Source organism: Pseudomonas californiensis (genome assembly GCF_021147775.1).
Lineage (GTDB): Bacteria > Pseudomonadota > Gammaproteobacteria > Pseudomonadales > Pseudomonadaceae > Aquipseudomonas > Aquipseudomonas californiensis.
In genome coordinates, this window is sequence record NZ_JAGTPK010000009.1 from 151,059 (window position 1) to 163,506 (window position 12,448).

Below are 12,448 nucleotides of genomic sequence, written 5' to 3' on the forward strand. Positions count from 1 at the left end.
CTACAGAGCCTGCCGGTGACCGGCGGGCGAGGAATCCGCATGCTCGAAACAATAGAGGTGGTGCGCGTCAAGCGCTTCGCCGAGAACACGGCTGGCCGGGATTTCGCGGTCGGCGACATACACGGGCACTTCACCCGGCTGCAGGCCGCTCTGGATGCCGCTGGATTCAACCCTGCAGTTGATCGGTTGTTCAGCGTTGGCGATCTGGTTGACCGGGGTCCGGAGTGCGAAGAGGTCATCAAGTGGCTGAACAAGCCGTGGTTTCACCCAGTGCGTGGCAATCATGACGATTACGTATGCCGTTTCGATACCTGCGACATCGGCAACTGGATGTACAACGGCGGCACCTGGTTCATCGGCCTGCCGCTGGACGAGCAGCTGAACTATCAAGTCATGTTCGACGAGCTGCCAATCGCCATTGAGGTTGAGACGGCAGGCGGACTGGTCGGCATCGTCCACGCTGATTGCCCATTCGCATCATGGGATGAGCTGCGTGCTGAGCTAGAAAGCCCGCTGACCCGAAAGCGATTAAAGCTGGTGCACAACACCTGCATGTGGTCGCGCAACCGGATTCAAGATGCTGACGCCTCTGGCGTTTCAGGTATCAAGGCGCTGGTCGTAGGTCATACACCACTTCGCCAGCCCGCGATCCTCGGAAACGTCTACCACATCGATACGGCAGGCTGGATGGATGGCCACTTCACGCTACTGGATCTGACAACGCTTCAATGCAACCCGCCGATCAACCCTTTGATCAGTCACGACTGGGAATAACCCCTTCCGCCGCCCAGCGCGGCCCGCATTCATCGAAATATCTAAAATTGGCAGTCCTGAGCGGCTGCAGGAGCTACTTATGGACGAAATTCATTTTCTGTCGCATGAAGAGGTATGCATCCTAACCGGTGCCAAAACGAAAGCCGGGCAAGTATTAGTGTTAAAGCGGAACGGAATTCGTCACACCATAAAGCGAAGTGGATGGCCTTGCGTCATCGCATCAGCGCTGACTGGTGAAGCCGTGACCGCTACGAGTACAGGCAAACCTAAATGGCAGCCACGGCTGGCGGGATAAATGGGAAGGAAGCCGATTAATCCCGACAGCGTCACACGCCTCAGAAAGCGTAAACAGCGCAGCGGGGTCGTCTATTACTACTATGACATCGGAGGTTCACCGCGAAAGGAAATCCCACTTGGCTCTGACTATGGCATGGCGATCGTCGAGTACGCCAAGCTGGAGAAGAGCCGAACATCATCAGCCCTCGTACAGCAGGTGCTGACCTTCGCGTATGTCGCGGAGAAATACATGGCTGAGGTCGTGCCGACCAAAAGCCCGGCAACGCAGAAAGACAACGCCAGGGAGCTAAAGCAACTGCTGAAGTTTTTCGACGATCCGCCAGCACCGCTGGAAGCGATCGAACCTCAACACGTCGTGCAGTACCTGCGCCAGCGCGGCAAGACTGCCCCTGTCCGAGCAAACAGGGAAAAGGCGCTACTGAGTGCAATCTGGAATTTTGCAAGGAGCGCGGGCTATACGGCGCTGGCCAACCCGTGCGCGGGCGTCAAGGGCCACAAAGAAGCCGGGCGAGACCATTACATCGAGGACGAAATGTTTGCCGTGGTTTACGGCCATGCGGAGCAACCTCTGCGCGATGCCCTGGACCTTTTCTATCTGACCGGGCAGCGGATTGCGGATACCCTGAAAATGGATGAGCGCGATATACGCGACGGCAGGCTCTGGGTTCAGCAAGGCAAAACGAATGCAAAAAGGAGGATTGAAATTACAGGTGAGCTGAAGGTGGTAATTGACCGCATTATGACCAGAAAGGAAGGGCACAGGATCCGCACCTCCAGGCTGATCGTTATGGATAACGGGCAGCCTATGACGAGCAGCATGTTGCGGGGGAGATTTGATGCGGCACGCGAGGCGGCCGGTGTCGAGAAGGGAGAGTTTCAGATGCGAGACCTGCGAGCGAAAGCCGGCACGGATAAGGCTGAATCGAGCGGCGATATCCTTCAAGCCCGCGATCAGCTCGGGCACACCACCGTAGTGATGACCGAGAACTACATCCGCAAAAGGATCGGGAAAAAGGTCACTCCAACCAGGTGAATTCTGCACCGCAATTATTTTTACCCCCTTGAATTTAAAGGGCTGCAAGGCAGGTAGTTAACGTGTCATGCGGTGCATGATTATTGCTAACCATCTGTTTATAAAGGATAAATTTACGGACTTAAAATCCCTCGTCCTTTGGACGTGCCGGTTCGACCCCGGCTCGGGGCACCAAATATGTAACAAGGGCTTGCGTGCTTTCGGTGCGCAGGCCCTTTTTATTGGCAGGAATTATTGGCAGGAAAACGGCAGCACTCCGCAATGCCTTGGCCACAGATCCCTTCACGCCCCGTTGAGGACTCAATCGCGCCTCCAGACCGTCATGCCTGTGGTCAATCACAATTGACTGATGATGCCCTGACGTATGATGTCACCCGGTACGGCTCAACGGGTCAGCCAGCACGCCCCCCCCCATCACGGATAAACCACTGCAGGGATACAACAAATGCCAAACGCAAGAACACTGGCCTGTCTTTTCTTCTCGGTTTTGCTGACCGGCTGCGCCGCTACGGTGGAGCGCAGCGGCCCGGGTGATCTCAGCATCAACGCGTCTTCGAAACAGAACCTGGCAGTCGAATTTGATGGCAGCGCCAAGGTGCTGGCCCACGAAGACTGGCCATTGCTGCAAAAGACCTGGTCTGAATCGCTCAAGCGTGAAGCCGCATCCGAGGGATACAACCTGCTGGTAGTTGACCGTGCACCCGCGCCTCGCCCAGGCATACTGTTGAAAGTGGATGTTTCAACCTTCCGCTACATCTCGTCGGGCGCGCGATACGCCGCAGGCGCCATGACCGGCAATGCGTGGGTCAATTCCACAATCATTTTTGTCGACACGCAAACCGGCCAGCAGATCGGGTCAAACGTCTACAACACCAAGTCCACCGCGTGGCAGGGCGTATTCTCGGCCATGACCGAGAAGCAACTCGACGCGCTATCGAAGCGGATCATCGCCGACATCAAGGCAGCCAAATAATCTGATTTCAGGCGTGCACAGACCGATAACGATCTGCGCGCGCACCGTTCCTTTAAAACGCGTTCGCCAACTGATACGGTAACTGAATACGCCTGCCGATTGGTTCAAAGGCTGTTCCTTCCCGTATCAGACACCCAAGAACTCAGCGCCGATCACAGTCTTGCCTCCCGCTGCACCTCATGCCGGAAACTCAACGTCGAAAGCCTGATAGAACGCAGCCCCTGTATCCGCAACAATCCAGGCCAGAACAATCACATGATGTCCTTGCTTGTCGCCGGGCAGGTAAACCGAGTGAAAAACCTTGGCGATCATTTCGTCCTTGTGTTGATCAAAGCGTTCATAGGGGTAAAGGTCTGCATAGAAAGGCTCGGGTTCGAGATGAGCGCGCGTGATACGGGTCGATTCATCCCAACCGTCCTTGGTGATAAACCAGTGGTAACCACGCGTGATATGAGCTGCGGTGTATTCCCATACCACTGGAAAAAACGCTCTAGGTGCGACCGGTATGCGATTCCAGCCAGCTGAATAGGAGGACTCGGGATGCTTCGCACGCACCGCTTCATCAAGCTCCGCGTCGGTGAAATTGATGCAGATCCGGTGATCGTCCTTGCCGCCACTCAGAATCAACCCATCAAGCGGTGGTACGCCACTCACTGCATCACTGGGAAAACCCGGGAAAGTGCCTCCTGTCTTATCCGGAAAATTCTTTCCACCTTCCATCTCGTTGAGTTCCCAGTCCTCCAGCAGGCCCAGGTCTACCGCTTGCGAACCTCGGCTGGCGGGCAAGATTACTCGTCCGTGAAATTTCGGTTTTGAACGCGGCCTGGAGGGCGCAGGAGTTTGCATCGACGCAGCCGTCGTTGTTGCAGTGACTATCTTTGTGGGGTTGAACGTGACGGTTGTCGTCGTAGTGATGACTGGATGTTCATGGGTGATTCGCTTCATTTTCCTATCCTCAATCATTGAGATCAGCCCTGCGATGCCTGCCAGGATGATTGAATCAATGATCGTCCGAATGAGGTAGCTGACAGATCTGCGAGGTATCTGGTTTCTGGCTTTAAAAACCGCTTTTCATGCCACTGGCATACCCGGCCTGAGCGATCACCGGGCACGGCGATAAAGGCCCAATCGGTATCATGTGATCAGAAAAAAGTTTTCGACCCGACGAACTGCACGCAACTTTTGGGCGCGGCCGCCGATAGGGATAGCGGTCGATATTTTCATGGAGAGATGCACATGCCCTTTACGGACCCCTATGTCACCCAGGCGCTTGACGTATTCATTCGTCGTAACGAACAGCTCCAGCAGGAGCTGGCCAACTTCAACCGCCACCCAGGCGGTCTGTTCGTCAGCGAGCGGCGTGCCGAACATGCCCGCACAGCGTTTTTGCGCGCAGCACAGGAGCGCGATACCAGCCCTCAGGATTTTGCCCTGCGGCTGCTGGCCCGGACCCCGGACGAACTGGAGCAATTGCGCGAAGCCCGTCGCCGCAAGAACTCTGATTACTCGTCCGCCAACGATCCGAACTCAATAGCCAGGCTGCGCAGTGCTTTCTTCTCTTCGCCCGGCAAAACAGCCTGATCCGAATACTCAGCAATCAACAGCTGAGGAGCCGCAGTCCACTGCACCGGCTATGGCTTTACATGGTCAGGCTGATCCTGCCGCCGAAAGCCAGTGAAGTCGCTGGCGCTGAAAAACGATCAACGTCCGGCATTACCCGCGCGTGCTTTTGACAGGTATCCTGCGCCGGATACATCGAAAGGTACGGATTGAATGCGCTACGACCTCATCACCATGGACGTCTTCATCGCTGTTGCCGAAGAGCGCAACCTTACCCGCGCCGCTGAACGTCTGCACCTGGCGGTGTCAGCGGTCAGCAAACGCATTGCAGAGCTTGAAGAGCAGGTCGGCTCGGCCTTGTTGCTGCGCTATGCGCGCGGGGTTGATCTGCCCCCTGCTGGCCTGACAGCGTGTGATCACAGCGACCATGGACGGTCATCTCTGACCCGACAATCCAAGATCGGACACCAGGCGGCGCAGTGTCTGCTTTTCCTCGTCCAGCACCAGCGCGTGATCCGAATAACTGAGCACATGTGCAGCCTGACGCGCCGCCACGCTTGAAAATTCCGGGTTCATGCGGGCAAGGCTGCCCAGCGCCTTGAGCAGGCGGACACTGACTTCGATCAGCGCCGCGCCATCTCGGGCAATGGGTGAAAAGAAATCTTCAAACAGGTCTGCCACCTCAAGTGAAGGCATGAAGACGTTTGAGCATAGGGACGTCTCATGTGATTCGCCAGGCGTTTCACGCCCCCAGCGGCCCAATGTCCTGACGCCTCGGCCAATCACGTCGATGGCCGTGCCAGGGTCGTTCACAGCAGGAGACAATGCCCTCGAAGCGATTTCAGACAGCACTGCCAGACCAAACCTCGGGTCGTGTTCAAAGACCCGCCTCACACCGAGGGTGAAAGCCAGACGGACTCGTTTTTCAAGGTCCTGATCATGTGACTGATCGGGGTTCGGTCCTGTCGCCAACTGTACATAAGCGAGCGGTTCGCCCTGCGCAACAAAGCTGCCAGGAACGACCGGTACATAGATCGCCAGCCCCTGCTGCTGAGCGACAGCGCCCAATGCCTTCACATCCACGAACTGCAGATAGCCAGTTTCAGGCGATGCGATGAGCTGCAAGCCTTCCGGCAAGGTCGCAGGATAAGGAGAGGCGCCCATGGTGGGCTGCTCGTTTCGCCGTTCGATGGCGGTCACTGTGGCATGTTCGACCAGATCGATCGTGTCGCCGATTCGACCCAGCCTCGACAGGTAATCGATCCAGCGCAATAGCGTGTACACAATCACCACAATGACCGCGATGGTCACGCCGAACAACAGCACCCTCCCCTGATTGCCATACACGCCGGTGCTCAGCGCGATGATGCCAACCAGGCTGAACAGAAACGAGCCGATAAAGGTCGCCAGTGCATTCTGCGTCGTCGAGTCTTCCATCATCAGCGTCGTTGCACGCGGCGTCACACCGCTGCTGGTCGAGCCGTAGGCCGTCACCATGGTACTCAGCGAAAACGTTGTGACGGCGAGCATGCTGGAAGCCAGAATCCCCAGAATCTTGTCCACCGCATCCGAGCCTACCGCCATCGACAGCCCCTCGGGGACATAGTCTTTAAAAGCGATCGCCAGCAAGGCACTCAGCACCCCCACCAAAGAGAACACCGTCGCCCTGAACCACAACTGCTTGACCATGTCCTTCAAGAACCAGCGCCACTGCGTTCCCATTCGTTAATCCTCAACAGTTCTTCGCATGGACCCGGCTGGACACGCCGCTGGAGTACCTGAACCGGATATCGGCGCGATAGCTTGTTGGAGCGTTGCGGCCTGTCGATAATTCCAATGTGCTGAATACGAGTTCAGGCGATACTCAACGCGCTGACTGCCAAGGCCAAGCTGCCCAACGGGCCTCGAATGGCGATTTTTTTACGCGTCGTTCTTGACATGCCCTTCGAAGCAGTAGAGAATTGCGTCCATTCCCGACTAGGGGATTGAAAAAAACCCTTAAGATTCAACGGGTTAGAAGCACTGAAATAGCTGCTTCTGAAAAGTTACCACGTTTGATGCTGAAGTTGAGCATCGGATGTTTGAGGCCGAGTAGCAAAATGGTTATGCAGCGGATTGCAAATCCGCCTACGCCGGTTCGATTCCGACCTCGGCCTCCACTCTTGAAAACCCCGTAGACTTCAATCTACGGGGTTTTTTAATGCATTCAGAAAAGTGAACTCGACTGACGGCGTGGGCTGTCATTAAAGGCGCGACCTGAAAACTCGGCTTGCTGACGGCAGGCCCGCAGGGTTTCTGCGAGCCGCGGACTGTCAGCTTTCTTAACGCTCCAGCGGCACATAAGGCTGGAAGAAGTCCGAGCCCGCCCATTTCGGCGTTTTTTCGGTGGTCAACGGCGCTGCACGCCGGTAACTGCTGGCTCGCTTCGAGTAACCTTTGTGGTCGTACTCAGCCATGAACGGGTACGGAAAAACCAGGCGTGTTCGCCCCCTGTTGGCCACATCTTCCCGAGCAAGAAACGTCGGTTGCTGACCCTTGCGCTCGCGTGCGGGCTTGCCGGCATTGCCGTTCGGCGCGCCAAAGGTACTGGCCTGATCAGGTCTGGCCTGCCTCGTCACCACCGCATCCGGCGCTCGGCCTTTTTCGACCCAGGCCATCATCGGCGTCAGCAGATCAACCAGGCTTGGCCCATCGCCGCCGCTGCAATGGTAAACACCCGTCAGCATGTACAGCCGTGTGAACGCTTCGGTACGCGCCTTGCCCATATGTGCCTCGACCGCCTCGTGGTACGCCAGCGTATTGAGCGGCGATACACGCGGATCTGACCAGCCATGCCAGAGGATCAGTTTGCCGCCGCCATCCGCGAACCGCGAAAGATCCGGGTTGGTCGCGTCGTATAACGCATGCAAGGGACGAAGCTGGTCGAGCATCTGTTTATCGAAGCGCAGGTTGGACAGTTTGAAATCTGCCGGGACGTTTTTCTCGAACGACACGTTGCGAATTGCCTCCAGCGCAACTTGCTCGCTGACAATGGGCTGGTCGGCATTCATCGGCACGAGCACACCCGCCCACGACAACTCTGACCCAGGCTGCGGCCCGCCGATAACAAGGCGCTCGCCGCTGTCCGGATCACGTGGCCCTTCATAGAAACGCCGCACGGCGGCCACTTCTTCAATGCTCAGGCACTGACTGGTATCTGCCGACGTCTTGCATTGCAGCACGGCAGGGTCAAAGTGGCAGATACGCGGATCAGCGATCAGGCCATCAATCTGGCCGTCCAGTACGTCGCACTGTTCCAGCACCGCCTTGTGCAGCAGCGGCAAGCGTGAAGCAAGCACAATTGCCTTGCCGTCCGGTCCCGTATTGGCGCGGGCCATCCAGCCGTGATAGATCACTTTCTGGACCTGGAAATTGAGCGCAGCGGCCCCGGCAATGATCCCGTTGAAGTCATCCGGGTAGCGCTGAGCCTCGATCAATGCCTCGCGCCCACCGTCGGAGCAGCCGGTGAAATAAGCGTAAGCCGCTTTCTGGCCATAGAACGCCTGAATCAGCTTTTTCGACGCCAGCGCAGTGAGGTGCACGCCACGGTACGCGAAGTCCGCCCTTTTCTGCGGATCATCGCCAAAGTGGCTGTCTGACGTTCTATGGCCCATGTCGGTCGACGCCACGGCAAACGCGCCGGCATCGAGGGGCTGACAGCCTTCCGCCGCCCCGACGTTGGTATTGATATGCCCACACAGGCCGCCGCAGCCAACCTGCAGATAGCGCTGCGCCCACGTATTGGTCGGCAGTTCCAGCCGGAAACCAATCTCCGGCGCCAGCGTGCCCTGCACGGCACACAGGCTGCGCCCGTCTCTCGTGACCTCGCTGGCCGATAGAACCCGACTTCCCTCCCCGCCAATATCACTGAGCTCGATATGGGTCAGCCCGGCACACGCGCTGACCGGTTTGACCACAGCGAGCGAAGCGATAGCGTCGACGCCGCCTGGCGCTGAGGTACTGGCCAGCGCCGGCAACTGGACGAAGACCGAGGCGGTCAATAACACCAGCGCACTTGCGCCTGTCGGTAATGTGGGTCTCATGAGAACTCCTGTTCATTGAGGATCAAACCTGCAGCGTGGGTCGAACACACGGTTCGCTGAACCCGACACAGTTGCAGGTAAAACGTGCAAGCCACGCGGTAATCAAGCGGTATCGGGGAAAAACCTCAACAGTTCCAGTCACCCCATAACCGTGCATAGGGTAACCCGGTTGCTCTTCTCGGTCAGGCGCAGGGTTATCAGGTCCTGTCAGGCGCTGTACAGCGACCGGTGCAGACCGCATGCAGCAGTGGGTCAGCACATTAGGGAGGGTTTAATGCGTGATAGCGGCGCAATGGGAGCGCCGGGCATCATCGGAGCAACCGAGAGGCAATCAGGTTCGGCTTGTTGGAAGGCGTTGGGTGGCTGGAGACGATCTGGACAGTCACGACCACAACCTGCGCCGCAGGCTGGAACAGGTCTGCCGTGGGCAAGACCCGATCCATTCCTCTACGGCATGGGTTATCGGCTGAGGATCCGGGCGAGGCCTGTCCTGCCTGTCCTGCCTGTCACGGCCGTGCTACAGCGCCTGCGCCTGCGCCTGACGGCTGCGCTGCTGCTCGAACGCAGACTCGGCCGCTTTGCGTTGCAGTGCCGCCAGATCTCGAAACCCGGCGCCCGGATGATTGGCTTCCAGGCGCGGACCTTCGCCGAACAGCTTCTCGCGCAACGTCCCTTGGGCGTATTCGGTCTTGTAGACACCGCGCTTCTGTAGCTCCGGCACCAGCAACTCGACCGCATCGATGAAGGTTTCGTGGGTCAACGCATAGGCCAGGTTGAAGCCATCGACGTCGGTGTCCTCGACCCATTCCTGCAACAGGTCGGCCACGGTTTCCGGGCTGCCGACGAACAGCGGACCAAAACCCCCGATGCCGACCCAGTCGGCCAGCGCCTGCGGAGTCCAGACAGTGTCGGGATCAGCCGTCGAAAACGTCTCCACTGCCGACTGAATGGCGTTGGTATGAACGTGCCGCAGCGGCTCGTCCGGCCGGAACTGACTGAAGTCGATGCCGGTCCAGCCCGAAATCAGTGCCATGGCGCCCTCGTAGCTGACCCAGCTTTTATATTCCTCGAATTTGGCTTTGGCCTTGGCGTCGGTTTCGCCCAGGATCACTGTCTGCAGGTTGAAGATCAGCACCTTTGAAGGGTCACGACCGGCCTCGGCAGTTCGCCGACGAATATCGGCCACGATTTTTTTCAGCAGCACTTTCGACGGGGCCGCCACAAACACGCACTCGGCATGCTCGGCAGCGAACTGTTTGCCACGGCTGGAAGCGCCTGCCTGATACAGCACGGGCGTGCGTTGTGGCGACGGTTCACACAGGTGAATACCGGGGACCTGGAAGTGTTTGCCAACGTGGTGAATTTCATGAATCTTGCTCGGGTCACTGAACACCCGCCGCTCCCGATCCCGCAGGATCGCACCGTCCTCCCAGCTGCCTTCCCAGAGCTTGTAGCAAACCTCCAGGTACTCTTCTGCATAGTCGTAGCGCGCATCGTGTTCGGTCTGGGTTTTCTGACCCAGATTCTTCGCCCCGCTTTCCAGATACGAGGTCACGATGTTCCAGCCAGCGCGGCCTTTGGTCAGGTGATCGAGTGTCGACAGGCGGCGGGCGAACGGGTATGGATGCTCGAATGACAGCGACGCCGTCAGACCAAACCCCAGGTGTTCTGTGACCAGCGCCATGGGCGGGATCAACTGCAGCGGGTCATTGACCGGCACCTGGGTCGCCTGGCGAATCGCGGCTTCGCCATTGCCCTGATAGACGTCATAGATGCCCAGCACATCGGCAATGAACAGGCCGTCGAATTTGCCGCGCTCGAGGATCTTTGCCAGATCGGTCCAGTATTCCAGGTCCTTGTACTGCCACGAGCGGTCACGCGGGTGCGCCCACAGGCCGGGCGATTGATGGCCGACGCAGTTCATGTCGAAGGCATTGAGGCGGATTTGACGAGACATTCAATCACTCCTGAAGCTGAGGCGGCAGCACACCGTTGAGGCGGTAATTGCCAAGCACCTGATAGTGCCAGCGCAGCGGCTCGCGATCGGTTTGCGCCGGCAGCGACAAGCGCTTGCCGGTCAGTTCATGCTGGATGTTGCCGACTGCCTGCAAGGCATCGGCACTGGCAATGACGGCTTCTGTGCTGGCAATCAGGCGTTGTTCGGGCAAACCGATCAGGGTCTGGGCGCGTTCCAGCAGCGCGGCGGCGACTTCGATGCGAATCTGCAGATCGCCGATCTTGCTGATCACATACGGGTCTTCGACGATGCTCTGCAGCTGGCTCAGCGCCCACGGCTGACCGTATTCACGCAGGTCATTCAGGATCTGCTGCAAACCCTCGCGGGCGTGCTGCAGATCGTCTGCGGCAACCGACAGTTGGGTGGTGATAACCGGATGGGACATGGTGAGGGCTCCTCGATCAATTCCAGGCGTGGCGCGGGGGCTCGACACCGTTGAGTACATGGTTGCCGATCAGGTGGTACTTCCAGCGCGCCGGGTCATGCAGCGTGTGGGTTCTGGCATTGCGCCAGTAACGGTCGAGATTGAGCTTGCCCAGCACCGAGCGCGTACCGGCCAGTTCGAACAGTTTGCTGCTGGCGAGCAAGGCAATCCGGGTCGATAGAACCTTCGCCTGAGCCACGATCACCGAGGCATGCGCGACACTGGCTTCGCTGGGCGCGGCAAGTGCCTGATCGATGGCCTGCCCGGCTCTGGCCAGAATCGCATCCGTGCCGTGCAGACGCCATTGCAGATCGCCAATGGCTGCGAGGCTGAACGGGTCCTGCCAGCCGAAGTCCTGCTTGCTGTCGATCCAGGGCCGTGCCAGCCGCGCATGCTTGAGGGTTTCCTCAAAGGCGCCGTGCGCGATTCCCGTATCCACGGCCGCCTGAATGATCTGCGAAATGGGTCCGTCGGCCGTGGGTTCATCAAACGCCTTGTGCACCGGGATCACGGCACTCAGTGGTACGCGCACATTCTTCAATAGCGCGCCGCCACTGGCGGTGGTGCGCTGACCGAAGCCGTCCCAGTTGTCGATGATGGTCAGCCCCGGATTGTCGCGCTCGACAAAGGCGATGAACGCCTTGTTGTGCTCGTCGACACCCGCCACCGGTACGATGTGGGCGAACAACGCCCCGGTGCAATAGAACTTTTCGCCATCAAGTACCACCTGCTCGCCCTCGAAGCGAATACGGGTCTGAAAGGCCCCTGCGTTTTTGCTTTTGGACTCCGAAAACGCATTACCAAAACGATAACCGGCCACCACCTTGCCGAAGTAATGGCGCTTCTGCTCTTCGGTACCGGTATGCAGCAAGGCGTCCAGCACGCCCAGATGGTTCTGCGGGATCTGCCCCAATGATGAGTCGGCGGCCGAAATGATCTTGATCACCTCAGCGACGGTCACGTAGGACACGCCTGCGCCGCCGTACGCCTTGGGCACAGTAATCGCCCACAGGCCACTGGCAGAAAACTCATCGAGTTCGGCCACCGGCAGGCGTCGTTCGCGATCACGCACCGAGGCTTCTTCGGCAAAACGGCTGGCCAGACCTCGGGCGACTTCGATGGCTTCGAGGTCCGAGGTAATGACATGGGCCTTTTGCGGGAGGATGGGTGTTTGGGTCATGGACTGGCTCCTGATCGTCAGCAACAGGTTGATAGCAATCAACACGCGTTATCTGATGCAGTGCACAGCCCGTGCCCAAATCATTTGCCCCGTAAACCGGGGCATTAA

The 12,448-nt window shown here is 58.3% G+C and carries 11 protein-coding genes, 1 tRNA gene and 1 pseudogene; 7 read left to right on the forward strand and 6 right to left on the reverse strand.

The genetic code is table 11. The annotated features are described in order from the left end of the window. The first annotated feature begins 39 nt into the window (after nt 1–39). From KDX37_RS11365 to KDX37_RS11380, 4 genes are all read left to right on the forward strand, one after another. Nucleotides 40–774 (forward strand): metallophosphoesterase, encoded by a 735-nt coding sequence (locus KDX37_RS11365; protein WP_231652798.1) that lies wholly within the window; start codon nt 40–42, stop codon nt 772–774. A 79-nt stretch (nt 775–853) separates the two neighbouring features. Beyond that, a complete protein-coding gene (locus KDX37_RS11370; protein ID WP_231652799.1) occupies nt 854–1,069 on the forward strand; it encodes a DUF4224 domain-containing protein in 216 nt (71 codons plus the stop codon). Continuing rightward, the gene (locus KDX37_RS11375) at nt 1,070–2,104 is read left to right on the forward strand and encodes a site-specific integrase (protein ID WP_231652800.1); all 1,035 of its coding nucleotides are present in this window, start codon (nt 1,070–1,072) and stop codon (nt 2,102–2,104) included. Nucleotides 2,105–2,549: 445 nt separating this feature from the next. Next, nucleotides 2,550–3,077 carry a hypothetical protein gene (locus KDX37_RS11380; protein ID WP_231652801.1) on the forward strand — a complete coding sequence of 176 codons (528 nt, stop codon included), beginning with the start codon at nt 2,550–2,552 and terminating at the stop codon, nt 3,075–3,077. A gap of 177 nt (nt 3,078–3,254) precedes the next feature. On the opposite strand, the gene KDX37_RS11385 is transcribed toward KDX37_RS11380, so the two are convergent. Further along, nucleotides 3,255–3,923: a lytic polysaccharide monooxygenase auxiliary activity family 9 protein gene (locus KDX37_RS11385; RefSeq protein ID WP_231652860.1), complete on the reverse strand. Its 669-nt coding sequence runs from the start codon at nt 3,921–3,923 to the stop codon at nt 3,255–3,257. A 390-nt stretch (nt 3,924–4,313) separates the two neighbouring features. Between KDX37_RS11385 and KDX37_RS11390 the strand changes: the two genes are divergently transcribed. Both KDX37_RS11390 and KDX37_RS11395 read left to right on the forward strand, forming a co-directional pair. Further along, nucleotides 4,314–4,658 (forward strand): DUF6388 family protein, encoded by a 345-nt coding sequence (locus KDX37_RS11390; RefSeq protein ID WP_231652802.1) that lies wholly within the window; start codon nt 4,314–4,316, stop codon nt 4,656–4,658. Between the two features lie 213 nt (nt 4,659–4,871). Then, a pseudogene (locus tag KDX37_RS11395) lies at nt 4,872–5,027 on the forward strand (helix-turn-helix domain-containing protein); the annotation flags it as partial. A gap of 45 nt (nt 5,028–5,072) precedes the next feature. On the opposite strand, the gene KDX37_RS11400 reads toward KDX37_RS11395, so the two are convergent. Further along, complete coding sequence (locus KDX37_RS11400) at nt 5,073–6,359, reverse strand: DUF2254 domain-containing protein (RefSeq protein ID WP_231652803.1); 1,287 nt, start codon at nt 6,357–6,359, stop codon at nt 5,073–5,075. 363 nt (nt 6,360–6,722) lie between these two features. On the opposite strand from KDX37_RS11400, the gene KDX37_RS11405 reads away from it, so the two are divergent. Continuing rightward, nucleotides 6,723–6,796, forward strand: a tRNA-Cys gene (locus KDX37_RS11405). Nucleotides 6,797–6,958: 162 nt separating this feature from the next. On the opposite strand, the gene KDX37_RS11410 is transcribed toward KDX37_RS11405, so the two are convergent. From KDX37_RS11410 to KDX37_RS11425, 4 genes are all read right to left on the reverse strand, one after another. Then, complete coding sequence (locus tag KDX37_RS11410; RefSeq protein ID WP_231652804.1) at nt 6,959–8,719, reverse strand: tannase/feruloyl esterase family alpha/beta hydrolase; 1,761 nt, start codon at nt 8,717–8,719, stop codon at nt 6,959–6,961. Between the two features lie 517 nt (nt 8,720–9,236). After that, on the reverse strand, nt 9,237–10,676 hold the full coding sequence (locus tag KDX37_RS11415) for an LLM class flavin-dependent oxidoreductase (RefSeq protein ID WP_231652805.1): 1,440 nt from the start codon (nt 10,674–10,676) through the stop codon (nt 9,237–9,239). A gap of 4 nt (nt 10,677–10,680) precedes the next feature. Then, nucleotides 10,681–11,121 (reverse strand): acyl-CoA dehydrogenase, encoded by a 441-nt coding sequence (locus tag KDX37_RS11420; RefSeq protein ID WP_231652806.1) that lies wholly within the window; start codon nt 11,119–11,121, stop codon nt 10,681–10,683. 16 nt (nt 11,122–11,137) lie between these two features. Then, nucleotides 11,138–12,340, reverse strand: a complete 1,203-nt coding sequence (locus tag KDX37_RS11425; protein WP_231652807.1) for an SfnB family sulfur acquisition oxidoreductase — start codon at nt 12,338–12,340, stop codon at nt 11,138–11,140. Nucleotides 12,341–12,448: the final 108 nt, after the last annotated feature.

What these genes read in the sequence shown, in the direction of transcription:
- KDX37_RS11365 (WP_231652798.1), top strand. Translation starts at nt 40, where the DNA reads ATGCTCGAAACAATAGAGGTGGTGCGCGTCAAGCGCTTCGCCGAGAAC.
- KDX37_RS11370 (WP_231652799.1), top strand. Translation starts at nt 854, where the DNA reads ATGGACGAAATTCATTTTCTGTCGCATGAAGAGGTATGCATCCTAACC.
- KDX37_RS11375 (WP_231652800.1), top strand. Translation starts at nt 1,070, where the DNA reads ATGGGAAGGAAGCCGATTAATCCCGACAGCGTCACACGCCTCAGAAAG.
- KDX37_RS11380 (WP_231652801.1), top strand. Translation starts at nt 2,550, where the DNA reads ATGCCAAACGCAAGAACACTGGCCTGTCTTTTCTTCTCGGTTTTGCTG.
- KDX37_RS11385 (WP_231652860.1), bottom strand. Translation starts at nt 3,923, where the DNA reads ATGCAAACTCCTGCGCCCTCCAGGCCGCGTTCAAAACCGAAATTTCAC.
- KDX37_RS11390 (WP_231652802.1), top strand. Translation starts at nt 4,314, where the DNA reads ATGCCCTTTACGGACCCCTATGTCACCCAGGCGCTTGACGTATTCATT.
- KDX37_RS11400 (WP_231652803.1), bottom strand. Translation starts at nt 6,359, where the DNA reads ATGGGAACGCAGTGGCGCTGGTTCTTGAAGGACATGGTCAAGCAGTTG.
- KDX37_RS11410 (WP_231652804.1), bottom strand. Translation starts at nt 8,719, where the DNA reads ATGAGACCCACATTACCGACAGGCGCAAGTGCGCTGGTGTTATTGACC.
- KDX37_RS11415 (WP_231652805.1), bottom strand. Translation starts at nt 10,676, where the DNA reads ATGTCTCGTCAAATCCGCCTCAATGCCTTCGACATGAACTGCGTCGGC.
- KDX37_RS11420 (WP_231652806.1), bottom strand. Translation starts at nt 11,121, where the DNA reads ATGTCCCATCCGGTTATCACCACCCAACTGTCGGTTGCCGCAGACGAT.
- KDX37_RS11425 (WP_231652807.1), bottom strand. Translation starts at nt 12,340, where the DNA reads ATGACCCAAACACCCATCCTCCCGCAAAAGGCCCATGTCATTACCTCG.